Source organism: Thalassolituus sp. UBA3500, assembly GCF_002377545.1.
Lineage (GTDB): Bacteria > Pseudomonadota > Gammaproteobacteria > Pseudomonadales > Oceanobacteraceae > Thalassolituus.
This window is the reverse complement of sequence record NZ_DFQB01000001.1, coordinates 271,019-294,913: the sequence shown is the minus strand read 5'-3', so window position 1 is coordinate 294,913 and position 23,895 is coordinate 271,019. Positions and strand designations below refer to the sequence as shown.

The window sequence follows — 23,895 nt, the reverse complement described above, 5'->3', positions numbered from 1 at the left end:
GATGCCGCAACTCACTCACTGTTTACGAAGCAGGCTCACAACACGCGAAATCTCAGTGATGGCGAAGTCGATTTCCTCTTCTGTGGTATAGCGCCCCACACTCAATCTCAAACCGGCATGGGCCAACTGATCACTACGTCCAATCGCCTTCAGAACATAGGATGGTTCAACACTGGCAGACGTGCAGGCAGAGCCCGACGATACGGCCACCTTGGCCAGACTGGCGAGCAGGATTTCACCGTCCACAGCCGCAAAGCTTACGTTGAGGTGATTGGCGACCCGTGCTTCAGGATGTCCATTTATCCAAACATCACCGAGTTCGGATATTCCAGCCCACAGACGATCTCGCAACTCGCGGATACGTGCTTCATCCATCGCTAGTTGCTCACTGACCAGACGAGCCGCCTCGCCGAAGCCCACCAACTGATGCGTTGGCAAGGTGCCAGAGCGCATGCCGCGCTCGTGACCACCACCATGAATCTGACTAACTAGTGGCACCTGAGGATCACGACGCACGTACAAAGCACCGATCCCCTTGGGCCCATAAAACTTGTGTGCTGATACCGACAGCATATCAACGCCCCAGTCGTTCACATTCACCTCAAGCTTACCAACGGCCTGGGCGGCATCGACATGCAGCAACGCTTTGTGGCGCTTAAGGATATTCGCTATCGCTGGGATATCGGTCATCGTTCCCAATTCGTTGTTGACCGCCATCAGGGTGACAAGGCAGGTGTTCTCAGTCAGAGCGTCCGCCACCTGTGTTGGCTGAATCAAGCCATCTGCGTTGGGAGCAAGGTAGGTAACATCCACTTTGTGCCATGCTTCAAGATAAGCAACCGTATCGAGAATTGCCTTATGCTCGATAGCAGACGTAATGATATGAAGTGGTGCTTGAGGTTGTTCGCGACGAAGGGCCTCAACAAAGCCTTTGACCGCGAGATTATTGCTTTCTGTCGCGCCGGATGTCCAGACGATCTCGCGTGTATCAGCACCAATCAAACTGGCCACCTGACCACGAGCAGTCTCTACCGCCTGCTCCGCTTGCCAGCCATAACGATGTGACCGTGATGCAGGATTCGCAAAGTTACCTTCCAGTGTCAGACAGGCTGCTATTGCGTCAGCGACCTCCGGTGCACAGGGAGTCGTCGCTGCGTAGTCGAGATAAATTGATTTCATTACGGTATCCGCATCACAGGGTTTTAACGCGCATTGTCCTCAGCGGATCTCCGGCGTCAAGCCGAGCGGGTGTTATCCATGCTGTCAGTAATCAAGAGACTGTCGATACGGTCGCGTACACCACGCTCCTGACGACTGGCGATATCTTTGATTTCGCGACGCTCGATAAGTTGGTACAGGGATATATTCTTAAGAAAGTTGTGAATCTGATCGCTCAAGTCCATCCACAAATGGTGCGTCAGGCATTCTTCGCCATCTTGACAATCCCCTTTGCGGTTACAGCGGGTAGCGTCCATGGATTCGTTGACCGCATCCACAATCTCAGCGACGTTGATATCGGCATCGTCACGACTCAGCTGATAGCCTCCGCCCGGGCCGCGAACACTGGAGACCAGACCATTGCGTCTCAATTTGGCAAACAATTGCTCGAGATACGACAGGGAGATCCCCTGACGGCCGGAGATGTCATTCAGACTCACCGGTCCCTGACGCGCATGAATGGCCAGGTCGAGCATTGCTGTTACGGCATAACGGCCTTTCGTCGTTAAACGCATAGTTTCACCTCGTTAGTACTGGTCTGATTATGCGTATCTCCGACTAAAACAGTCAACTATCTTGCGCAAGCTTTTGTCAGTCCCCGGAAGACTTCTCTCGTTCTGCTTCGAGGCGCTCATGCAGGCTGACAAAGGTTTCCTCTTCCAACTCAGGAAGCGCATCCTCACAACTGTGGTCGCCCAGATTACTCAACGCACGGCACATATTGTCGATTTTCTTATCGACGTGATGCATGTGATCCATAAGGTTGTGGATCGAGCGCGCGATCGGGTCGGGCATATCATCGGTCATACCGTACGCATCAAACCCTATCTTCGCAGCCATTTCCCGCCGGCGGTTCTCAGCATCCGTACTCGCCTTGCGGATAATACGCCCTGGAATGCCCACCACAGTGACAGATTCAGGCACATCCTTGGTCACCACAGCGTTAGAACCAATACGAGCGTCAGCGCCTACAGTAATCGGGCCTAGCACCTTAGCGCCTGCACCGACCACAACACCATCGTGCAAGGTTGGGTGACGCTTACCTTTATTCCAGCTTGTGCCACCAAGAGTCACACCATGGTAAAGGGTCACATCGTCGCCAATCTCAGCGGTTTCACCAATCACCACGCCCATGCCGTGATCAATGAAGAAGCGGTTACCAATGGTTGCGCCCGGGTGAATCTCGATTCCCGTCATCCAACGACTGAACGTAGAAAGCACACGCGCGAACCATTTCAGGCCACGACGCCATAACCAGTTGGCCAGGCGGTAGTGCATGATCGCATGGACACCCGGATAGGTTGTGAGTACCTCGAAGGTATTCCGTGCCGCCGGGTCCCTGTCGAACACACATGCGATATCTTCGCGCAATTGACGGATACTCAAGCCTTATCCCCTTTTTCATCAGACTCTGAGGCATCTGTGCGCCGTTGAATGGCCGCCAGCATGCCCCTGAGAATATTAATTTCCATGCGATCCGGAGCCGCCCGCTGAAACAGCCGGCGCACACGTGTCATCAGTTGCTTGGGAGTATTGGGGTCAAGGAAGCCAATCTCAACCAGAGTCTGCTCCATATGCTGCAACATACCGTTCAACTGATCATGCGTTGCCATCGGATAATCCCAGTCTACACCCCAGCGCTGTCCCGCGCCTGAACTCTCATCCTGAGTCAGCGCGATGCGCATTTCATAGGCCATGACCTGAATCGCCTGGGCCACATTCAGTGATGAAAAGCTTTCATCCGTCGGTATATGTACGTGCGCATTACACAGATGTAGCTCTTCGTTGGTAAGCCCCCGGCTTTCCCGTCCAAAGACGAGCGCAATATCATTGCCCGCAGCTGCAGCCTGAGCCACCCTTTCCCCGCATTGACGAGGTGTCATCAAGGGCCATGGGACGCTGCGACTCCGGGCGCTGGTGCCAACCACCAGACCACAGCCGGCAATCGCGCTCTCGAGTGTCGGATGAATTTCAGCGTTATGGAGAATATCTTCGGCACGGGAAGAGCGTTGAATTGCCTCTTCATCAATACTGGCAATAGGGTCGACTAAGAGCAGGCGACTCAGCCCCATGTTCTTCATCGCCCGCGCCGCTGCACCTATATTTCCGGAATGTGTGGTGTTAACCATCACGACACAGATTCTGTTCAGCATGTAAGACCCGACGTGGTAGGAATGTAAAGGCGGAAAGTGTAGCGCAAAAGGGACTTCGCCAACCAGTTTTACGCTGTTATACTTCGCGGCCGATTTTTGGAGGCAAGGCCTGTCGCCCTGCCTCACGTTCTTTAAAGCAACAGGAATACCCTATGCAACCCATGGTGAATCTGGCGCTGCGCGCTGCGCGCAACGCCGGTCAGGATCTGGTTCGTCGTCTTGACCGTTTTGATGCTGCTCAGAGTACTGATCAGGAAAAAGCTAAGTTTATTGCTGACTGCACCATTGGTCTCGAGAAGAGCATTATTTTCGAGCTGAAAAAGTCACTTGCCGACGACAACTTCGAAGGCCGCGAAACAGGCTTTAATGCTGGTAAAGAAGGCCAACCCGTTTGGCAAATCTGTGTGATCGATGATCTCGCTAACTTCCGCGTAGGTATTCCGGCGTTCGCTATCATCATCAATTGTCTGCACAAAGACCGTACAGAGCACAGCGTAGTTCTGAACCCGATGAACGGCGATGAGTTCAGTGCTTCGCGTGGTCGTGGTACTCAGCTGAATGGTCGCCGTATCCGCTGCGGTGGCGTCACTACCCTGACGGATGCCATTACTGCATTCACTCAGCCCATGGGACTCAGCGACAACGCTGCCGACCAACGCGCCAAAGTGATGCGCCTGATGGAATCAAACTACGACGTACGCTCTATTGGCTCAGGTATTCTGACCATGGCCTACGTTGCGGCAGACCGCTTCCAGGCAGCGCTGGTTTCTGACCTGGATGCCATTTCACTGAACGCCGGCACACTCCTGACCTCTGAAGCTGGATGTCTGCTCGCAGCCATCGATGGTGCTCCCCGAGTGTCAGCCCCAGCGAATGTTGCTGTGGCCAATCCACGCCTGCTGAAATCGTTGCTGAAGCTCTGAGATCAATCACCTCAACAGCCTGACTTTCAGGTCATGCCGAAGCACAATGGGACCTCCTGTCTATACTCCAGTTATAGAAAGGAGGAAGCCTATGCTCTGGTCTCATCTGAAAATCACGCTTTGCTGGCTATGTGAGTCGCAGAGCTGCGATGAACTCTCTCTGCATCAAGAGAAAATATAACAGCCTCTGATGAGGCTGATGTCAGATACAAAAAAAGCGGCCAAGGCCGCTTTTTTGATGCTCATCAGGTTCAGCGTATCGCTGATACATCTTCTGCCTGAGGGCCTTTATCTCCGCGAACAACGCTGAACTTAACACGCTGACCTTCGGTCAGTGAGCGATGCCCCTGCCCACGGATAGAGCGGAAATGGACAAACACATCCTCGCCCTCGTCCCAGGTGATAAAGCCAAAGCCTTTTTTCACGTTGAACCATTTAACGACACCGCGTTCACGACCGTCTTCCACATCACTTTCGACCATAGTGCCACTGCTACGCTGACGACGACGACGCGCCGGAACCAGCTGCGCTGACACAAAGCTGATGATGAATGCCAGAATCGCCATAACAATCAGTGCGACTGCCATCCCCTCTGAATTCAGCAATGTTGAAAAGCTGACAACAGCACCGCTGGCCAGTTGAACATCTTTAGCCAGACCTGCAATCAGCGCTACAACAACAAACGGCGCTATTACTGCAAATATGACTGCTACGATTAATTTACGAACCATTAACTTACCCATGTGTTATCCCGAATCACTCGTTGTTATTATGCCGGCCAGCGACGGGATGCCCGATATACGTAAAAATACCGTCCCAGACCATTGACAAGTGGGCTATGAAAGCCCAATTAACCAAAAAAATCAACACGATAGCGCATAGAGACTGCAATCATGGAAAATAAATTGCCGCCCGCGGCCGAAAGAGTCACTCAACTTGAAACGCGCATCGCATATCTCGAGGATACGGTAGAGACTCTGAATCAGGAACTCGCGACCGTTTCAGCCGAATTCCGGTTAGCTAAAGAAGCACTGCAACATATGTATCGACGCATGGAGCAAATCCAGTCAAACGACAGTGGAATTGCCAACCCAGCGGACGAACCGCCACCACCGCACTATTAATTGGCTGTGCAGCACCAGTAATTGTCACGTGGATAACATATAATCCGCGACTTGAAGTGGTTCTTTTTTACAGGTTCATCTATGAGCGTCATCCGAAAGTTACGTATACGAATCAATCAGTGGCAGCAAAAGCTGCTTTATAAACTGGTCAAGACGAAAATCATTGGTGCCGAAAAAGATAAAGTGAAACTGGCCCCTGACCAGCCGGTCATTTACGCAATGCTCTATCCTTCCTACGCTGAGCAGATCGTCATCAACAAAGAAGTTTCTGAGCGTGGTTGGCAAGCGCCTTTTCAACAAAGACTGAACGGTACCCTACCCGGTAATCCTTATTTTGGTATTTATCGACGCCCCGGAAACCCGTTCCGCAAAGATGGACTTGCGACAATTCCTCGCCACCTGAAAAGGCAAGCTGAATGGATGCTTGCGGATGACAGTCGCGACATCCAGGTCATGCCAGTCCGGGTAATGTGGGGGCGCTCCCCCGAACGCGAACGTTCATTCCTGCGTATCTGGCTTCAAAATGCCGGTAGCCTCGGCGGTCGCGTTATGACGATGTTTGCGATTCTTTTCAATGGGCGCAATACCTTTGTTCATTTCTCTGAACCTTTGTCCCTGCGTGAACTGGCGGCGGGAGAAACCTCCCCTGAACTGGTCGCCCGTAAACTGGCCCGTGTGTTACGAGTGCACAATCGCAAAGTGACAAAATCGGTTTTAGGCCCTGAGCTTTCTCACCGACGTACCCTCGTCCATCAGATTCCGAACCGCCCGATGGTTCGCCAGGCCATTGAAGACGAAATAAAAGAGAATGGTCTGAAACGCGAAAAGCTCAGACGCCGCGCCCTCAAGTACGCCGATGAAATTGCGTCGAATATTTCATACACCAACGTTCGCTTTCTGGATATCCTGCTGACCTGGGTATGGAATAAGATTTACAACGGAACCGCTGTTCACAATATTGAGCAGGTAAAAGAAGTCGGCAAAGACAACACTGTCGTCTATGTTCCCTGCCATCGCAGCCATATTGATTACCTCCTGCTCTCCTACGTTCTCTATCACCATGGACTGCAGCTCCCTCAGATTGCCGCGGGCATCAACCTCAATATGCCTGTCGTCGGATCAATTCTTCGTCGTGGCGGTGCTTTTTTTATGCGTCGGACCTTCCGTGGCAACCCCCTATACGCAGCCGTGTTTGATGAATACCTGCATTCGGTATTTACCCATGGATATTCGTCAGAATATTTCGTCGAAGGTGGCCGCTCGCGTACAGGCCGGACTCTCAGCCCAAAAGCTGGAATGCTTGCGATGACCGTGCGTTCTTACCTGCGCGACTCTAAAAAGCCGATGGTGTTCGTACCTGTTTATACTGGTTATGAAAAAGTATTCGAAGAAAAAAGCTACCTCGGCGAACTGCGCGGAAAAGCGAAGAAAAAAGAAAGTCTTCTTGATGTACTGGGTACGCTACGCTCCTTTAAAAAATCGTTCGGTAAGGTCAATGTAACCTTTGGCGAGCCTATTCACCTGTCGCCTTACCTCGAAGAGCGTCATCCTGGCTGGAGTAATCAGGATTACGAAGCGTGCAACTATCGACCGGACTGGGCTCCAGAACTGGTGGATGAACTGGCAACGACGGTAGTCACCGAAATAAACCGGGCAGCATCGGTCAACCCTATTAACCTGATCGCACTCGCTATTCTGGCATCGCCACGACAGGCAATGGATGAAAATCAATTGATGCGTCATATGGAAGCGTACCGTGACCTCCTGGCGATGGTGCCATACTCTGACATGACTGTACTGCCCGACGGACACGCAAGCGACTGGCTAGCCCACGCAGAAGAGCTGGGTTGTGTATCCCGCAGCTCACATGATATGGGCGACCTGATTCAGACCAACGAACGCCAGGCAGTCACTCTTACGTATTACCGTAACAATGTTCTTCATATTATTGCTTTGCCATCATTAATCGCCTGCCTGCTACTGAATAATCGCCGCTGTACACAGGCAGACATCCTCGAAAGTTGTCAGGCCTTGTACCCTTTCCTTAAGGCTGAACTCTTCCTTCACTGGACAGAAGATACGCTCGAAGAAGCAATTAACAGCTGGCTGGACGTACTGGAAAAACGTGGTTATCTTGAGCCGAGTGATGGTCACTATCATTGCCGCATTGATGGGGACAACCTGCCGATGCTGCAAAGCCTCGCCGATCCAATTTCACAAACGCTTCAACGCTATTTTCTGTCGATTTCCCGCCTGAAACACCAGGGCAGTGGAAACCTGACAGCCCAACAACTGGAAGAGCAGTCGACACTTCTGGCTCAACGTCTGAGCTTACTGTATGGGATAAACGCGCCGGAGTTTTTCGATAAAGCACTGTTCCGTGCCCTTATCCGTCAATTAATCGAGAGTGGAATGATCAGCTGCGGTGAGGACGACATTCTATCTTTCGACGAAGATCTCAATCCGCTGATGGCGATCCTGGAAAACCTGTTGGACGCCAACCTGAGGCAGACTATTCTCATAAGCCTTTAAAGCAGAACAGCTCTGGCCGGAGCTTCCACTCTGGCCAAAGCATAAACATCAAAGCGATTAGACTTACCTGTGATGCTGTATGATGGCCTGCGTCCGGCAAGGGGTTGCGCCTTACGGGCACGCTTAACAACGACCCTACAGCGTGCTGCATGCAGTGCCGGACCTAACAGGTCGTCAGAATCGACATCCTGACCAACAACCTCTCTAAACGCCTGCATATCTTTTTTGACCGCCGCCTTCTTCTTCGGGTCATGTTCAAACATAGGATCAAGATACACAATATCTACGGAGGCACTCGCCTGAGCAGCAAGCCATTGATGCGCGGACGCATGTATTAAATCAATACGCCCAACAATATCCGAAACTTCGCCATCCGTGCGCGCTCGTTCCAGTCCATCCTGAAGTAAGGCGGCCACGACAGGCTGACGTTCAATGGCCGTCACCTGACAGCCTAGCGTTGCCAGCACAAAAGAATCCCGGCCAAGCCCGGCTGTCGCATCCACCACTGTTGGTATGTACGCCGAACTGACACCGACCGCCTTGGCAATATCCTGGCCTTTACCGCCTCCGAATTTGCGCCTGTGGGCCGTAGCACCAGCGCAGAAATCAACAAAAACTCTGGCTTTCGGCACATCAGCACGGACCAATCCCAGGGCATGACCATCATGGTGAAGATGGTACTCAAGGTCCTCAGGCAATTTTGCGCTCGCGATCGTCAACCCAAATGAATCGGCAAACGTGCGTAAGTGAGGTACTAATTCAGAAGCGCAGTATATGTGGGTCATATCTATACGAAAAACAGAAGCAATATAGCGCCAAGAATTAATCGATAAATAACAAATGGCATCATGCCGATCCGATTAATAAACGCCAGAAAATAATAAATACAAATCCAGGCACTGACTGCCGAGATAGCAATTCCCAGCACCAGCGATTGCCAGTCAACAGCGGTCGACTGCTCGGCTAATTCCAGCGTCTTTAAACCACCGGCGGCGAGAATAAGGGGGATAGAAAGAAGAAACGAAAACTTAGCCGCATCGACCCGCTGCATACCAATCAGAAGTGCCGCCGTAATAGTAATCCCTGACCGTGATGTGCCTGGTATCAATGCGAACATCTGAGCTACGCCTATCACCATCGCCATCAGGAGTGTGATCTCCCCTAAGCCTGCTCGGCCGTGCCGGACCCGGTCCGCAACCCCCAAAAGAATGCCAAAGCCTATGGTAGTCGCTGCTATTACCGCCGTAGAACGAAGATTCACCTCAATCCAGTCGTTCAGCAATAAACCAGCAAGCCCTGCCGGAATAGTTGCCAACGCGACGTACCACGCCAGCCGCCCATCGGCATTGGGGTGTCGGGTAAAGCCGGTCGTTAACCAGCCCTGTAACAGACGTATAATCTCTGCACGGAAATAGACAATAACAGCCGCGAGTGTTCCAACATGAACAGCCACATCAAATGCGAGCCCCTGATCCTCCCAACCCAACATGCGGGAAGGCAGAATCAGATGCGCAGAGCTACTGATTGGAAGAAATTCGGTCAGGCCCTGTAATACTGCAAGGACAATAATTTCGAGTAGATCCACGGGTAACAACTTCCTATGTTAATTTCGCTTCAGAAGGCTTGGCTGTTCATCCAGCTTTTTCCATGCAACAGAGTTACGCAGATATACCGGTAATTGATTATCGGGTGAGCCGAAATTGCCATTATTCCATTCCCGGTCCGCCAGTGCTGCCATGATGCGAGCTTCCGGCTGAATCGTTGCGTATGCTGAATTCAACTCACTAAAAGGCGCTAAGCTGAGGCCATCACCAGCAAGCAGCCCTCCGAATTCACTTGCCTGCGTCAGGCATAATTCCGGTGACCCCACCTGCTCAACACCACCGGCCTGAGTCATTCCATCTATAACGTCGAACTGCCCCCAGAACACCTCTCCCATGTGTGCATCCATAATCGCAAGCACCTTGCTTGCAGTCTCATCATTTGAAGCAGCAGCGAGTGCTACAGTCTCAAGAGACGATACACCACAGACAGGAAGATCTAATCCTAAAGCAAGCCCCTGTGCCACAGATACGGCAATCCGTATTCCGGTAAATGACCCTGGGCCACGACCAAACGCCAGACCATCAAGCTGATGCCTGGAAATACCTGAATCAGCCAGAATATCGTCTATCATCGGGAGCAGACGCTGGGCGTGACGTCTTGGCTGTTCTTCTGTATTCCAGACCAGTTCGCCGTTGATATTCAGCGCAACAGAGCAGAGTGAGGAAGATGCGTCGATTGTGAGAATTACAGACATTTGAATACCACCGATCAATGATGCGGGGAGTATATCAGGATTCAGCGGGAGAATGCCGCAGCTCACTGTCGGACAGCGAGGAACGTCAGGCATAAAAAAACCCGGACGAGCCGGGTTCTTTCACAAAGCGGAGAATTAAGATTCTGAAGAATCTTTCTTCTCTTCAGCAGCCGGAGCAGGTGCTGGCGCTGCTGGCTTAGCTGCTGCCGCCTTAGGTGGACGACCACGCTTCTTTGGCGCTGCTTTCGGCGCCGCTGGCTTAGCTGCTGTCGTCGCTGCCTTAGCTGGACGACCACGCTTCTTCGGTGCCGCAGACGGCTTAGCGGCTGCTGTTTTCTTAGCTGCTGCTTTTTTAGGTGCCGCTTTGGCTGTCGTAGCTTTAGCTGGACGGCCGCGCTTCTTAGGTGCCGCAGTGGTAGCTGCCTTAGTCGCTTTAGTTGCTGTAGTCGCTTTAGCTGGACGGCCACGTTTCTTCGGTGCGGCAGTGGTACTGGCTTTTGCAGCAGTGGTTGCCTTAGCTGGACGACCGCGCTTCTTCGGCGCCGTGCTTGCTTTCGCTGGCGCAGATGCCTTAGCAGGACGACCACGCTTCGCCGCTGGCTTAGCTTCGAGCGATTTAATTGATGATTCTACTTTCTTAGAGGCAGCAGATACCTTTTTGTTCTCAGCGGTAGTGCGAGCTTTAACTTTACGGGCGTCCTGTTTATCGCGCTTGCTACGCCATTGAGTAGCAAATTTAGTCAGAGCTTTCTCGAGATCGGCCTCTGCTTTATCAGCCAGTGTCTTAGCATAACTTTTAACAGTTTCTTCAGCCTTCGCAGCAGTCGCTTCAATGCGGGCTTTCAGTTCTGCAATTTTGAGGTCTTTCTTGGCTTCAGCAACCTTCTGCGTCAATTCAGAGAGTTTCTCTTTCTGAGTTTTGACCGCCTTAGTAGCAGTCGCTACTGAGCGCTTAGTCGCGGCAGTGGCCTTTGGACCAGCAGCTTTCACTTTTGCTTGCTTCAGCTTGGTTTCAGCGGCAGTGACACGTTCTTTCTGCTTGGACTGAGCTGCCACCGCTTTTTCAACGGCGTTCGTTGCCTTTGCAACAGCAGCAGGTACCGCAGACTCAACCGGCTTTTTCGCCGCAGGCTTCCGGCCGCGCTTGGCAGGTGCTTTAGTTTTAGCCATAGGTATTTCCTCTTTTACTTACCTGTTTATAAAAGCGGTGGGGCTGATAATCAGTGAATCCCCGATTCGTTGTGGACTTACTTAGTAGTGATAATTCACATAAGTAAATCTTCATACTTCAATACAGTATATAAAGTAACCGACGGAATAATAGTATTTTTCATAAAAAAAACAAAAAAATCCTCGATTTTTTAAATGCAGAATGCATATCTGGCCCAAATGAGTGAAATTTCAGGGCCCATACCGTTAATTAGAGAACAAAATCCGGCTGAGTTCCCGACGCCATCTATCGGGTGTCAGTTTCAATGAATCTTCGGCTAATCGAGATTTATCCCGGAGACTATGAATCATTAACACATGGTTGATGGATCAATAATGGCCATATGAATTGAAAATTTCTGGAAGGAAGTCGGTAAGAGGAAGAGCGAATTAAGCGCAACAGGAACACCGGCTGAACTTTATTTCTTATTCGGGTATTAATTTATAGAAACAAAAAAGGAGCCTTGCGGCTCCTTTCATTAGAGTTATTTGAGAACTTAACTTAAAGCGCTCGTAACTTTTTCAGTGATGTCAGACAAAGAACCTACACCTGGAACATGAACGTATTCTGGAGCTGATTCGCCCTTCTCTTCACGCAGCTTCTTGTAGAAGCTTACCAATGGAGCGGTCTGCTCATGATAGATTGATAAACGCTTACGCACAGTGTCTTCCTGATCGTCATCGCGCTGAATCAGATCTTCACCAGTTTCGTCATCTTTCCCTTCATTTACTGGAGGGTTATAAATCACGTGGTACACACGACCTGAATTCGGGTGAACGCGACGGCCGCTCAGACGCTTAACAATTTCTTCGTCATCGACATCGATCTCGACAACGTAGTCGATATCAACACCGGCTTCGATCATGGCTTCAGCCTGAGGAATCGTACGCGGGAAGCCATCAAACAGGAAACCATTGGCGCAATCGTCAGATTGGATACGCTCTTTAACCAGATCAATAATAATCTCGTCAGATACCAGGCCACCTGTTTCCATAATTTCTTTCACTTTAAGGCCAAGCTCACTGCCTGCCTTTACTGCAGCTCGCAGCATATCCCCGGTTGAAATCTGGGGAATTGAGAATTTTTCACAGATGAACTGGGCCTGGGTACCTTTACCCGCACCCGGAGCCCCTAGAAGAATGACGCGCATGAGCCTGCTCCTCGATAAACAAAATCGGTACTGGACTGTTCATTATTGTTCAATATTTGATCAGCCAGAGAGAAAAATAGGCCTAACCTTACTCTTTAGCCAGCTATTGCTCAAGTGATTCTAGATGAAATCACCTGTACAACCAGCACAACCTTGGTCGGGGCCTTCTGAGAGCCAGAGAACACGGGCAATCAGCCCGTATTACGCATCCCAGCAGCAATGCCCGCCATGGTAACCATGAGCGCTTTCTCTACTTCTGTACTGACCACATCAGCGGACTGACGCTCACGATAGAGCAGCTCGGCCTGAAGATAGTGCAGAGGATCGGTATATGGATCACGGACCTGCATCGACTGCTGCAGACTCTGATTGTGCTCTAATAATTCGCTTTGCTCCTTAACCTGCAGAACCAGTACCGTCACATCACCGAGACGCTGCCGCAACAGGCTTCCGAGCGGTTGCATATCGGGCTCAACCAGCAAGGCTTCGTAATACGCGGCAATCGCGGCATCCGCCTTCGACAAGACCATTTCCAGCATATCTATGTAGGTTCTGAAAAATGGCCACTCACAGTACATCTGCCGTAAGGTAGACAGCTTGCCCCGGTGAATCTGGTCTTCCAAAGCACTGTCTGCCCCCAACCAGGCGGGCAACATTAAACGGATCTGTGTCCAGGCAAAAATCCATGGGATCGCACGCAGGGTTTCGATACCTCCACCAGAACGTCGTCTTGCCGGACGACTTCCGAGTGATAACTTTCCAAGCTCCTGCTCAGGCGTAGCAGCGCGGAAATAACTCACAAAATCAGGGTTATCCCGAACCATGGCACGATAAGAGTCAACACCAACGCCCGCTAGCTCACTCATGGTATCGCGCCATTCCTTAACGGGTCCTTGAGGGGGTAACAGGTTAGCTTCGAGTACGGCGGATATATAAATTTTCAGATTCCGCTCCGCAATTTCGGGAAGACCGAACTTAAATCGTATCATTTCACCCTGTTCGGTCACCCGCAGACCGCCACGCACCGACCCTGGAGGTTGAGCAAGAATTGCCCGATGCGCCGGGCCGCCGCCACGACCAACGGTTCCCCCCCGGCCATGAAACAATCGCAGCGAGTACCCTTGTTCATCGGCGACCCGGGACAGAATTTCCTGTGCCTGATACTGCGCCCAAACGGCAGCAAGCTGGCCTGCATCCTTCGATGAATCTGAATAACCGATCATGACCTGCTGACGACATTGGCTGTATTCTCTGTACCATGGAACCTGCCACAGCTTTTCCATTCTCGGGCCGGACTGTTCAAGATCAGATAAGGTTTCAAAAAGAGGGACGACAGGCAGGTTGTGCCGGACACCCGAAGACTTTAATAACAGTGCAACGGATAAAATATCAGACGGCTCACTGGCCATCGAAATAATATAACAGGACACCCCGCGACCGATCGGCTGAGCGAGTACTCTGGTCGTCGCCAGAACTTCAGCAACTTCATCTGACGGCTCCCAGAATTCTGGTATCAATGGACGTCGCGATGTCAGTTCTTTTAATAGAAACTCCTGTTTCTTTTCTTCGGACCATTCAAGGTAGTTACCCCAACTGTAAAAATCGCAGATTTCGGCCAGCACGGCGCTATGTCGCGTTGATTCCTGACGCACATCCAGACGAACGAGGGCAAGCCCGAAACAGGCACACCGACGTAACGTGTCTAGCAGGTCACCATCGGCAATGGATTTCAGCCCACATCCGACAAGGCTGTCGTAGCAAGCTTTTAGAGGCTCGATCAACTCAGCGTCATCGAGCAAAGGCTCCAGCTCACAAACTTCACCATCAACATTTGCCTGTGCCCATTCGCGAGTATTTTCCAGCCGGGCTCTCAACTCATGCAGACACTCACGATAAGGCTCATGACTCTGGTACTTTTCTTTGAATTGGGCTGTGCCCGCATACATAGATAACTGGCTGCCGAGATGTTCGATATCCCGTAAATAGAGGTCAGCGGCCATCCATCGTGCAAGGTACAGAACTTCCTCAGTCACTGTTGAAGTTACGTTTGGGTTACCATCCCGGTCTCCCCCCATCCATGACGAAAAGCGAACAGGTACTGCGTCCAACGGTAATGCAGGCGCTCCCCTTTCCATCAGGTCAATGTTCATGCTGCGTAACATTTCAGGGATGGCATACCAGAGGGAGTTCTCGATAACCGCGAAACCCCACTTGGCTTCATCAACGGCGGTCGGGCGCACCTTACGAATTTCGTCGGTATGCCATATCTCGTTAATTAAACAAGAGATGCGTTCTTCAATCGACGCCAGAGATGGATGGTCGTCATGCAAATCATCACGCTGTTGTAAGAGATGCGATAGCTCATCGTATTTCTGAATCAGAGTACGGCGGGTGACTTCAGTTGGGTGTGCGGTGAGTACGAGTTCAACATTCGCCGCAGCAACCTTGGACGTAAGATCGTCACCCTCAATACCGGCTTCGACTAAACGTTTTATCAGATCCGGAAACATCGTATCGGTGGACTCTTCGCCAGCTTCTTCTCTGCGCCAGCTGATACCATGCTGCTGTTCCGCCAGGTTGGCCAGATTAAGAAACTGATTAAAGCCCCGCACCACGGGGACTAAGGAATCGTCGCTCAGGCCTTTTAACAGGCCCAGCAGTTTATCCCGCTCTTCTTCATCCCCCGTCCGGGCCCGCTTTGCCTGTTTACGGATCGTTTCTATCTGCGCCAATGTATCTTCGCCAAGATCATTACGAATGGTGTTTCCCAGCGCGTTTCCCAACATTCTTACTTTATCGCGAAGCAGCGCGTCGAGTTCTTTCATTATCATCTCCCTATGGTCTTCATAGTATGCAGACCGGTTCTGATTTTGCCCTGACGGCGTCAGTAGATTGTAAAAAGTGGATACTTCAGTGTGCGCTAAATCCGCGGAAACTCAAGGCCACTGCGGTTGCTTGCCACCGCTCAGATTTATTTCCCTGCCAAAGTTTCCAGAAGAGGATGAAAAAAGCAGAAACTTTTGCCATAACTTTACTGCCTGAACAGTATAGGCAATAGCGTGAGGAGTATGACGTGAAAGTTAATGAACTGATGCAACACTGGGCTTCTGAATTTGGGGCTGAACTCACAGAGGAAAGCTATTCATTGCCATTGAGTGTCAACGATGCCGCTCGCATCGAGGCATTGGCGGAAATGTTTCCTTCTATGTCGAAAGAGCAGATTCTCCGGGATCTTATCAGCGCAGCCCTGGATGATATGGCGTCGGGCTTCCCCTACATCGCTGGCGATAAGGTGGTAGCTGAAGACGAAGATGGATTCCCGCTGTATGAAGATGTTGGGCTTACCCCTCGCTTTCTCGAATTAGCGCGAAAGTATCGTGAAGTGCTGTCTGGAGACAGACACTGATCAAGCACAATTAAAAGGGATGCGATGGGAAGTTGCTTTATGTTTTTCCCATCGCTGACGTGTTATTCAGTCGCTGAGTTGCTTGGCTCGTCGCCAAGCCGCATCCATGTCGTCAGCGGACATGTTTTCCCAACCGCCGGCATGGTCTGAGGCCTGCTCGACATGATCAAAACGCTTCTGAAAACGCTCGTTGGTACCTCTCAGAGCAACCTCAGGATTTATTTTATGATGACGGGCGAGATTCACAACAGCAAACAGCAGGTCACCGATTTCTTTCTCCAGCAGTTCCGTATTCCCAGCTTCGAGTTCGACGATAACTTCATCAAGCTCTTCACGAATCTTGTCTACGACGCCTGGATCTTTCTCAGGCCAGTCAAAGCCGACGGATGAGGCTTTTTTCTGAAGCTTCACCGCCCGTGTAATGGCCGGCAAGGTGACGGGCACATCGGACAGCAACGTGGTTTTACTGACCTGCGGTGACAGCGCCTTTTCTTCCGCTTTTATTTCATCCCAGCGCTGGTTAATCCACTCTTCATCGGGCACTTCATCTGGGGCACGTTGACTCTCAATCGTACCTTCTGGAAATACATGGGGATGACGCCGGATTAACTTAGCAACCAGACGATCAACGATGCTCCCGAGGGTAAACAACCGTTTCTCGCTGCCCATCTGACCATAGAAGATGACCTGAAAAAGCAAATCACCCAACTCTTCTTCAAGGTGTGGCCAATCCTGCCGCTCAATAGCGTCAGCAACCTCATAGGCTTCCTCAAGGGTATGCGGCAATATCGAGGCAAAATTTTGCTTAAGATCCCACGGGCAACCCGTCTCTGGATCGCGCAGGCGGCTCATTACGTAAGTCAGATCCTGAACAGTAAAAGCCACGTCAGCCCCCTGCCCGCACGCGCCGTGTTTTTACGACGTTGGGCAATTGCTCGATTCTGTTCATCACCCGAGCGAGACGCTCGAGACTATCAACTTCCACGGTGAGACTCATGGACGCCGTATTATCACCCTGGTCGGAGCGCGTATTCACTGCAACGACGTTCACTTTTTCATTGGCGAGCAACGCACTGACATCACTCAGCAGACCGGTCCGGTCATAGGCACTGATCACCATCTCCACCGGATACAATTTGCCAGGACGACGCCCCCAACTCACTTGCAGCACACGCCGGGATTCCATCGCTGCAAGATGCAGGAGATTTTCGCAATCACTACGGTGGACAGTCACTCCGCGCCCTATCGTGACATAGCCACGGATATCATCCCCCGGTACCGGATGGCAGCACTGCGCCATCTGAGTCATGAGATTACCAACGCCTTCAATAAATACGTCGTCGGCGGCATCTGATTTCGAGGCTTCGTGCCGACGCAGCAGGGGCAATTCCTGCTGGCGGTGCGTATTGGTATCCGCTTGTTTGAGCAACTGATGAATAATCTGCCCGAGACGCAGGTCACCTGCACCGACGGCGGCAAACATGTCTTCAACGGCCTTCATATTCAACTGGCGGGCAACGTCATGAAGCGGCTCATCGACGAGATCCAGGCGATCCATTTCATGCAGCACCAGCTGGCGCCCTTCTTCAATATTTTTGTCGCGATCCTGAAGCTTGAACCAGTGCGCTACTTTTGCCCGTGCACGCGCTGTATGTATGTATCCTGAATCAGGATACAGCCAGTCCCGACTAGGGTGCGCTGCCGGGTGTGTCAGAATCTCGACCTGCTCGCCCGTATTGAGACGATAGGTCAGCGGAACGATACGACCATCAACCTTCGCACCCCGGCATTTATTTCCAACCTCAGTGTGCACACGGTAGGCAAAATCAACAGGAGTGGCCTCAGTCGGCAAATCAACTACATGCCCTTCGGGAGTAAATACATAAATCCGGTCCGGGTTAATATCGCTACGCAATTCGCCAAAGAAGCGAGGTAAATCATCAAGATCTTCCTGCCACTCAAGCACCTGCCTCAGCCAGGCAATTTTCTGTTCGTACCCCTGATCTTTCGCGTTGATGTCTGTGCCTTTATAAAGCCAGTGCGCGCATACACCCAGCTCTGCGTCTTCATGCATCGCATTGGTGCGGATCTGTACTTCCAGAACTTTGCCATCAGGCCCGATGACTGCAGTATGCAGTGACCGATATCCGTTTTCTTTCGGGTTCGCGATGTAATCGTCAAATTCGTTCGGAATATGACGCCAGAGTGAGTGAACAATCCCCAGAGTTGCGTAGCAGTCTCTGAGTTCAGGCACCAGAATGCGCACTGCACGAATATCGTAAATCTTCGAAAAATCGAGATTCTTACGGCTCATTTTCCGCCAGATACTGTAGATATGTTTTGCTCTGCCGTAGACATCACAATGTATGTCAGCCGCATTCAGCTCATCACGTAATGTTTGAACAACGTTGTCAATATAGTCCTGACGCGCGAGTCGCTTTTCGTCAATCAGCGAAGCAATTTTCTTATAAGCATCTGGCTGCAGGTAACGAAAGGAGAGATCTTCCAGTTCCCATTTTAAATGGCCGATCCCCAGCCGGTGTGCCAGAGGTGCATAGATGTTGAAAACTTCTTCAGCGACTTTACGTCGTTTTTCCTCGGGCGCATCTTTTACTGCGCGAATCGCCGACGTTCTTTCTGCAAGTTTAATCAACGCAACACGGACATCATCAATCATCGCCACCAGCATTTTGCGCAGATTATCGACCTGTGCCTGACGCTGGCCAAGAACGACTTCATCGCTGGAGTTCTGAATAGCGCTGATGGCAGCCATTCGCAGAACACCTTCAATCAATTTGGCGACTTCTTCACCGAACTGTCGCTCTACTTTCTGCAGTGCCAAACGCCCTTCACGGACTGCACGATAAAGAATCGCCGCAATGATCGATGCATTATCAAGACGCAGATCAATTAACGTCTGCGCCATTTCGATACCCATCTGGACGCTATCAATTGACCAGTAAGTGCGATTTGCAATCGCCTCGTCAGACAGCTTTTTGGCCAGCTCCAATGCATCACGCAGTTCTTCTGGGTTATGCAGATCAGAGGTGTGAGAAATCTCTTCTAACCAACGATCTATATCCAGAGACCCATCGTGTAACAGTGGGTGATCTTCGCGTACCTTAACCATTATTTTCCCCGATACTTCAGTAGCACCATGGTTTCGACATGATGCGTCTGCGGGAACATATCCATAATTCCTGCCTTAATAACCTCATAACCCGCGGGTAACAATTGTGCGAGGTCCCGTGCCAGAGTTGCAGGGTCACAGGAAACATAAAGAATCCTGCCGACTCGTCTGCGAATCAATTCCGACATGACCGTATCTGCACCAGCGCGCGGCGGATCGAGTAACACTGCATCAGGCTCGGTTAACGATTCGAGCGTACCTGATGCCGATAAATCAGCACACTTGGTTTGCAAAGAAAGGGCCAATTTCTCTGCTTGCGCCTGAAGGCTGTCTGTCATCGCCTGCTGGCCCTCTACTGCAATAACATGTTTACAGCGTTTAGCGAGCGGCATTGAGAAGTTTCCATGACCCGCAAACAGGTCCCAGATCTGCTCATCTTGCGCCGGTTCCAGCCACTCGAGAGCCTGTGCCACCATGCTTTGATTAATGGAACGATTCACCTGTATAAAGTCATCGGCCTGAATACGCAGCTTTAAGCCATCGACTTCGTGCCAGATGTCTGCGGGAGTTGCTGGCCACAAAGCCACAGGGGCGGCATGTTTCTCGGTGCGGACCCATACCTGCAAAGGTAAATCCGATGTGGTCTGCCAGTCTTCAAACGCCTGAACCAAGACTCGCTGATCATTGGTTGAGAGAGGCTTGAGAACGCGGAGAATAAACACCAGAGCACTATCAGCCCAGAGCGGTTCAATCTGAGTTATCAGAGAAGCCGATTCCAGAGAACCGATAATGCGCCGCCACTCTGACCAGTTCAGAGCCGGATGATCAGGCAGTACGATGCACCGGTCTATGTCAGTGAGATGCGAGCTTGCTGCCTCCCGAAAACCGATGAAATTCTTTTGTTGTTCTTTGCTGAAGCGAACCCCCAGACGCGCCTTGCGTCGGTAGTGCCACTCTTCGCTGACCAGAGGCGCGGCCCAGGTATCAACCGTTACTTTCTGGCGGCCGAATTCACGCTCGACCCGGCTCTGTTTGAACTGCACCTGCGCATCGTACTGCATATGCTGCAGGTCACATCCACCACAGCGCTGGTAGTGAGGGCAATCCGCGGGGCGACGGGCTTCAGCCTCGTCTGCTTCGATGGCCAGAAGCTGGGTGTGCCATATTTTCTTACTGCGCTCGAGCATGCGCACCCGGACTTTTTCCCCGACCAATGCACCCGGCACAAAATAGACATCGCGCCCGGAACGGGCAACTCCCTGCCCTTCAGAATTCAGGTTGTCGATGATCAGGCTGAGTTCACGGCCCTTTCCTGACTGCTTCACACGTCTTCCATCCGTTGTTGTTCGTTCAGTAAAACCGCATCAATGCCTGAGGCAGATATTCTCGTGAAGCACTAAATTGGGGCGTTTTTCATTGATTCAAGAGGTCGCAAAAACACCTGACGACAGGTAACGATCACCCCGATCACAGACGATCGCTACGACAGTGGCTCCCTCATGAGAGCGCGCGATATCCAGTGCGGCGGCCACGGCACCACCAGACGAGACGCCACAAAAAATCCCTTCCCGTCGCGCCAATTCACGCATGGTGTTTTCAGCGAGATCCTGACTGATATCCTTCAACGTATCTACACGCTGACTGTCAAAAATCGTCGGCAAATATTCCTGCGGCCAGCGACGTATTCCCGGAATAGCTGCACCGTCCGAAGGCTGAAGGCCAATAATTTGAATATCTGGATTCTGTTCCTTGAGGTAACGTGATGTGCCCATGATTGTTCCGGTTGTACCCATGGAGCTGACAAAGTGCGTAACCCTACCGTGGGTCTGCTGCCAGATTTCCGGCCCTGTACCATGGTAATGCGCTTCGGGGTTATCCAGGTTGCCGAACTGATTCAATACAACACCTTTGCCTTCGCTTTCCATCTTAAGCGCAAGGTCACGAGCCCCCTCCATACCTTCTTCTTTCGAAACCAGTATCAGCTCAGCACCATAGGCCTCCATCGACCAGCGACGTTCCATGGTGGCGTTATCTGGCATGATAAGAATCATCCGGTAGCCCATGATGGCTGCCGCCATTGCCAGTGCTATACCGGTATTACCACTGGTCGCCTCAATCAAGGTATCTCCCGGAGATATATCGCCACGCGCCTGAGCCTGCTGAATCATCGACAGCGCCGGACGATCCTTGACTGACCCTGCGGGATTGTTGCCTTCAAGTTTGAGCAGAACCTGACTGCCATTGTCGGTATCCAGCATCCGCTGAAGACGAACCAGAGGCGTCTGACCAACACAGTCTGCGATGGTAGGATAAAGAGGATCTGTCATGAGGACTCCGGTAATCAGGCGTATACGTATGGCGCGCTATTCTAACTAAGAGGCGGAGGTAGTGCATGTCAGATTTGCACCGCGACAGTCCGACCTATATTCTGGGATTTTTATCAGACACGCCCGTATGAATAACTGGAGCATCCGCAATCGCATCCTTCTGATGGCACTCTTACCCGGTGTCATGGTATCGCTGGTCCTTGGGATGTTCTTCATCGTTGGTCGGGCGACCGACCTGAGCGACCTGCTCGAAGCACGTGCCCTTGCCATGGGCAAACAACTGGCGCCCACCTGTGAGTACGGCGTTATGACCGGTAACACAGGCATTCTCCAGAACATTGCCAACAACATGCTTGAAGAGCGTGATGTACGTGCGGTCAATCTGTTTGATCAGGATATGAACCTTCTGGCTCATTCAGGGCCACGCATGATCACTGACCGGATCAGTGCCACAGAGCTGAAAGAAAACCAGCTACAGCTCGCGACAACAACGGGCTCAGTTCGGGTAAAGGCCCCGATTTTTGCGCAAAACCTGGTAATCTCAGATCAGCTGACCGAGCAATTTTATGCTCAAACGCAAGATACCGAATTGCGCCTGCTTGGGTGGGCAGAAATCGAGCTGTCGAATAGCAATACCCGATTAATGCAGTACCAGTTGCTCGCCTCTTCTTTGTCCATCATCGCTTTCGTCCTGTTACTGGGATCATTTTTCGCCATTCGCATCAGCCGGAACATTTCTGATCCGGTTCAGGATATTCTGAACGCACTGAATGAAATCCGCGGTGGAAAACTGGATACTCGTATTCACGTAAATTCAACCGGAGAGCTCCAGGACCTCGCGGCGGGTGTGAATGCCATGGCTGCCGCCATTCAGCGTGCGAATATCGAGCACCAGCATTCGATGGAGCAATCGGCCAGAGAAAGTCAGGAAACCATCGACGAACTGGAAATCCGTAACCACGAATTGATGATTGAGCACCGTAATGCCCTTGAGTCCAGCCGCACAAAATCCGAGTTTCTTGCCAACGTGTCTCATGAAATCAGAACGCCTCTCAACGGTATTATTGGTTTCTCAGATCTTCTCGCCCGAACTCAGGTAAATGAGCGTCAGGGCGAATACGTCGACACGATTCGCAGATCATCAGAAGATCTTCTTAATATCATTAACGATATTCTCGACCTGTCCAAAATTGATGCCGGCAAGCTGATTCTTGAAGCGGAAAATTTCGACCTTCGCGACCTCGTTGAAGAGGTTCTGCAGGTACTGACACCGAATGCATATTCAAAAGGCATTGAGGTTTATCAGTATATTTCGCCGGATATGCCTGATCTGATCGTGTCTGACCGTTTACGTCTCAAACAGGTACTCACCAATCTTTGCAGCAATGCAGTGAAGTTTACTCACGAAGGCGGCGTCTCGATCAGTGTGATTCCTATTCAACAAAAGAATGGGCATATCAGCATCCAATTCGATGTCGCTGATACCGGTATCGGTATCAGCTCAGAACAACAAGCACGGTTATTCCAGGCATTTTCCCAGGCAGACCCAGGAATCGCCCGTCAGTATGGCGGAACAGGGCTAGGTCTGATTATTTCCCGAGCCCTTGTCGAGGCAATGGGAGGCGATATCAGAGTGCACAGTGACGAAGGCGCAGGGTCGACGTTCTCGTTTACCATCGAAGCAGAAATCGATGAAGAAAATGCTCAACTCCCACAGTCTCTGGCCGATTGCAAAATTGCCCTGATCAATCCGAGCGGTGCACCATCACGCGACACCATTGAGCTGCTCGAGAAACGCGGAGCAACCCTGAAGGAATATCATAGCCCCAACGAAGTTCCGGTCACCTGCGGCGAGAAGAAGACCGACGTTGCTATCATTTTCTGCGATCGCCAGATGATCAGTCAGGGCGGCATGGAAGAATGGATGACAATCTGTTCCGGTAAAGGAATTCCCGTGCTGAATATCAGCAGAAATGCTCTGCCAGAACGTATGAGTGCATCGCTGACAACACCGCTCCTTACAGCACCTTATACACAGACTCAATTGGTCAGGCAGGTATTGCAGCTGTGCGGTCACAACGTAGAACCACTTGCGGCACCGGATACGCCAACGCCGCAGGAAGTGCCCACCGTTCTGGCCGTCGACGACAACGAAGCTAACCTCAAGCTGGCAGTAACGTTACTGAATGAATTAGGCGTAAACACCCTACAGGCACCCTCAGGCTTTGATGCCGTTGCGATGGCGACGCGTGACTGTCCGGATTTGATTTTAATGGATATCCAGATGCCTGGAATGTCAGGCAATGAAGCGACCGCTCGCATTCGTAAGCTACCAGGCAAACGTAACCTGCCTATCGTTGCGCTGACTGCTCACGCGATGTCAGACGAACGGCAGGCATTAATAGCCAATGGCTTCAGCGATT

At 51.4% G+C, this 23,895-nt stretch carries 20 protein-coding genes; 5 read left to right on the top strand and 15 right to left on the bottom strand.

Features of this window, described 5'->3' with window-relative positions; all coding sequences use genetic code 11:
• Window positions 1-15: 15 nt before the first annotated feature.
• The 4 genes from B2R29_RS01360 to B2R29_RS01345 form a co-directional block, all read right to left on the bottom strand.
• Window positions 16-1,179, bottom strand: coding sequence for an aminotransferase class V-fold PLP-dependent enzyme (locus B2R29_RS01360; protein WP_301179445.1), 1,164 nt, complete (start codon window positions 1,177-1,179; stop codon window positions 16-18).
• A 56-nt stretch (window positions 1,180-1,235) separates the two neighbouring features.
• Window positions 1,236-1,733, bottom strand: coding sequence for a Fe-S cluster assembly transcriptional regulator IscR (iscR, locus tag B2R29_RS01355; RefSeq protein ID WP_301179444.1), 498 nt, complete (start codon window positions 1,731-1,733; stop codon window positions 1,236-1,238).
• A 76-nt stretch (window positions 1,734-1,809) separates the two neighbouring features.
• Window positions 1,810-2,604, bottom strand: coding sequence for a serine O-acetyltransferase (cysE, locus tag B2R29_RS01350; protein ID WP_084188495.1), 795 nt, complete (start codon window positions 2,602-2,604; stop codon window positions 1,810-1,812).
• Window positions 2,601-3,371 (bottom strand): RNA methyltransferase, encoded by a 771-nt coding sequence (locus B2R29_RS01345; RefSeq protein ID WP_301179443.1) that lies wholly within the window; start codon window positions 3,369-3,371, stop codon window positions 2,601-2,603. The genes cysE and B2R29_RS01345 overlap by 4 nt, the downstream gene beginning before the upstream one ends.
• Window positions 3,372-3,523: 152 nt before the next feature.
• Here B2R29_RS01345 and B2R29_RS01340 point away from each other — a divergent pair, with 152 nt between their 5' ends.
• The gene (locus B2R29_RS01340) at window positions 3,524-4,294 is read left to right on the top strand and encodes an inositol monophosphatase family protein (protein WP_301179442.1); all 771 of its coding nucleotides are present in this window, start codon (window positions 3,524-3,526) and stop codon (window positions 4,292-4,294) included.
• 251 nt (window positions 4,295-4,545) lie between these two features.
• Here the strand turns inward: B2R29_RS01340 and B2R29_RS01335 are convergent, their stop codons facing one another.
• Entirely contained in the window at window positions 4,546-5,037 is a 492-nt protein-coding gene (locus B2R29_RS01335; protein WP_301179441.1) for a cold shock domain-containing protein, read from the bottom strand.
• 150 nt (window positions 5,038-5,187) lie between these two features.
• Between B2R29_RS01335 and B2R29_RS01330 the strand changes: the two genes are divergently transcribed.
• Both B2R29_RS01330 and plsB read left to right on the top strand, forming a co-directional pair.
• Window positions 5,188-5,418, top strand: coding sequence for a SlyX family protein (locus tag B2R29_RS01330; protein ID WP_301179440.1), 231 nt, complete (start codon window positions 5,188-5,190; stop codon window positions 5,416-5,418).
• An 81-nt stretch (window positions 5,419-5,499) separates the two neighbouring features.
• Window positions 5,500-7,950 carry a glycerol-3-phosphate 1-O-acyltransferase PlsB gene (gene plsB / locus B2R29_RS01325; RefSeq protein WP_301179439.1) on the top strand — a complete coding sequence of 817 codons (2,451 nt, stop codon included), beginning with the start codon at window positions 5,500-5,502 and terminating at the stop codon, window positions 7,948-7,950.
• Here plsB and B2R29_RS01320 read toward each other — a convergent pair.
• The 6 genes from B2R29_RS01320 to ppc form a co-directional block, all read right to left on the bottom strand.
• On the bottom strand, window positions 7,947-8,648 hold the full coding sequence (locus B2R29_RS01320; RefSeq protein ID WP_301179438.1) for a class I SAM-dependent methyltransferase: 702 nt from the start codon (window positions 8,646-8,648) through the stop codon (window positions 7,947-7,949). The genes plsB and B2R29_RS01320 overlap by 4 nt on opposite strands.
• Window positions 8,649-8,737: 89 nt before the next feature.
• Window positions 8,738-9,535, bottom strand: coding sequence for an undecaprenyl-diphosphate phosphatase (locus tag B2R29_RS01315; RefSeq protein ID WP_301179437.1), 798 nt, complete (start codon window positions 9,533-9,535; stop codon window positions 8,738-8,740).
• 18 nt (window positions 9,536-9,553) lie between these two features.
• Window positions 9,554-10,249, bottom strand: a complete 696-nt coding sequence (tsaB, locus tag B2R29_RS01310; protein WP_297533232.1) for a tRNA (adenosine(37)-N6)-threonylcarbamoyltransferase complex dimerization subunit type 1 TsaB — start codon at window positions 10,247-10,249, stop codon at window positions 9,554-9,556.
• A gap of 135 nt (window positions 10,250-10,384) precedes the next feature.
• Complete coding sequence (locus B2R29_RS01305; protein WP_301179436.1) at window positions 10,385-11,419, bottom strand: hypothetical protein; 1,035 nt, start codon at window positions 11,417-11,419, stop codon at window positions 10,385-10,387.
• 536 nt (window positions 11,420-11,955) lie between these two features.
• On the bottom strand, window positions 11,956-12,609 hold the full coding sequence (adk, locus tag B2R29_RS01300) for an adenylate kinase (protein ID WP_297533234.1): 654 nt from the start codon (window positions 12,607-12,609) through the stop codon (window positions 11,956-11,958).
• Window positions 12,610-12,800: 191 nt separating this feature from the next.
• Window positions 12,801-15,434 (bottom strand): phosphoenolpyruvate carboxylase, encoded by a 2,634-nt coding sequence (gene ppc / locus B2R29_RS01295; protein WP_301179435.1) that lies wholly within the window; start codon window positions 15,432-15,434, stop codon window positions 12,801-12,803.
• 248 nt (window positions 15,435-15,682) lie between these two features.
• On the opposite strand from ppc, the gene B2R29_RS01290 reads away from it, so the two are divergent.
• Window positions 15,683-16,015, top strand: a complete 333-nt coding sequence (locus B2R29_RS01290; protein WP_301179434.1) for a type 1 pili tip component — start codon at window positions 15,683-15,685, stop codon at window positions 16,013-16,015.
• Between the two features lie 66 nt (window positions 16,016-16,081).
• Here the strand turns inward: B2R29_RS01290 and mazG are convergent, their stop codons facing one another.
• From mazG to cysM, 4 genes are all read right to left on the bottom strand, one after another.
• A complete protein-coding gene (gene mazG, locus B2R29_RS01285) occupies window positions 16,082-16,900 on the bottom strand; it encodes a nucleoside triphosphate pyrophosphohydrolase (protein ID WP_301179433.1) in 819 nt (272 codons plus the stop codon).
• Between the two features lies 1 nt (window position 16,901).
• Complete coding sequence (relA, locus tag B2R29_RS01280) at window positions 16,902-19,145, bottom strand: GTP diphosphokinase (protein WP_301179432.1); 2,244 nt, start codon at window positions 19,143-19,145, stop codon at window positions 16,902-16,904.
• On the bottom strand, window positions 19,145-20,470 hold the full coding sequence (locus B2R29_RS01275) for an rRNA adenine N-6-methyltransferase family protein (protein ID WP_301179431.1): 1,326 nt from the start codon (window positions 20,468-20,470) through the stop codon (window positions 19,145-19,147). Before B2R29_RS01275 ends, relA begins: the two co-directional genes overlap by 1 nt.
• Window positions 20,471-20,566: 96 nt before the next feature.
• Window positions 20,567-21,472, bottom strand: a complete 906-nt coding sequence (gene cysM, locus B2R29_RS01270) for a cysteine synthase CysM (RefSeq protein WP_301179430.1) — start codon at window positions 21,470-21,472, stop codon at window positions 20,567-20,569.
• Window positions 21,473-21,599: 127 nt separating this feature from the next.
• Between cysM and B2R29_RS01265 the strand changes: the two genes are divergently transcribed.
• Window positions 21,600-23,895, top strand: a 2,296-nt coding sequence (locus tag B2R29_RS01265; RefSeq protein WP_301179429.1) for an ATP-binding protein, incomplete at its 3' end; no start/stop codon positions are given.

Excerpts from the sequence above, each read along its gene's own strand:
- B2R29_RS01345 (WP_301179443.1), bottom strand. The coding sequence starts at position 3,371 with ATGCTGAACAGAATCTGTGTCGTGATGGTTAACACCACACATTCCGGA.
- B2R29_RS01360 (WP_301179445.1), bottom strand. The coding sequence starts at position 1,179 with ATGAAATCAATTTATCTCGACTACGCAGCGACGACTCCCTGTGCACCG.
- B2R29_RS01340 (WP_301179442.1), top strand. The coding sequence starts at position 3,524 with ATGCAACCCATGGTGAATCTGGCGCTGCGCGCTGCGCGCAACGCCGGT.
- ppc (WP_301179435.1), bottom strand. The coding sequence starts at position 15,434 with ATGAAAGAACTCGACGCGCTGCTTCGCGATAAAGTAAGAATGTTGGGA.
- B2R29_RS01330 (WP_301179440.1), top strand. The coding sequence starts at position 5,188 with ATGGAAAATAAATTGCCGCCCGCGGCCGAAAGAGTCACTCAACTTGAA.
- cysM (WP_301179430.1), bottom strand. The coding sequence starts at position 21,472 with ATGACAGATCCTCTTTATCCTACCATCGCAGACTGTGTTGGTCAGACG.
- tsaB (WP_297533232.1), bottom strand. The coding sequence starts at position 10,249 with ATGTCTGTAATTCTCACAATCGACGCATCTTCCTCACTCTGCTCTGTT.
- B2R29_RS01305 (WP_301179436.1), bottom strand. The coding sequence starts at position 11,419 with ATGGCTAAAACTAAAGCACCTGCCAAGCGCGGCCGGAAGCCTGCGGCG.
- relA (WP_301179432.1), bottom strand. The coding sequence starts at position 19,145 with ATGGTTAAGGTACGCGAAGATCACCCACTGTTACACGATGGGTCTCTG.
- plsB (WP_301179439.1), top strand. The coding sequence starts at position 5,500 with ATGAGCGTCATCCGAAAGTTACGTATACGAATCAATCAGTGGCAGCAA.
- adk (WP_297533234.1), bottom strand. The coding sequence starts at position 12,609 with ATGCGCGTCATTCTTCTAGGGGCTCCGGGTGCGGGTAAAGGTACCCAG.
- B2R29_RS01335 (WP_301179441.1), bottom strand. The coding sequence starts at position 5,037 with ATGGGTAAGTTAATGGTTCGTAAATTAATCGTAGCAGTCATATTTGCA.
- iscR (WP_301179444.1), bottom strand. The coding sequence starts at position 1,733 with ATGCGTTTAACGACGAAAGGCCGTTATGCCGTAACAGCAATGCTCGAC.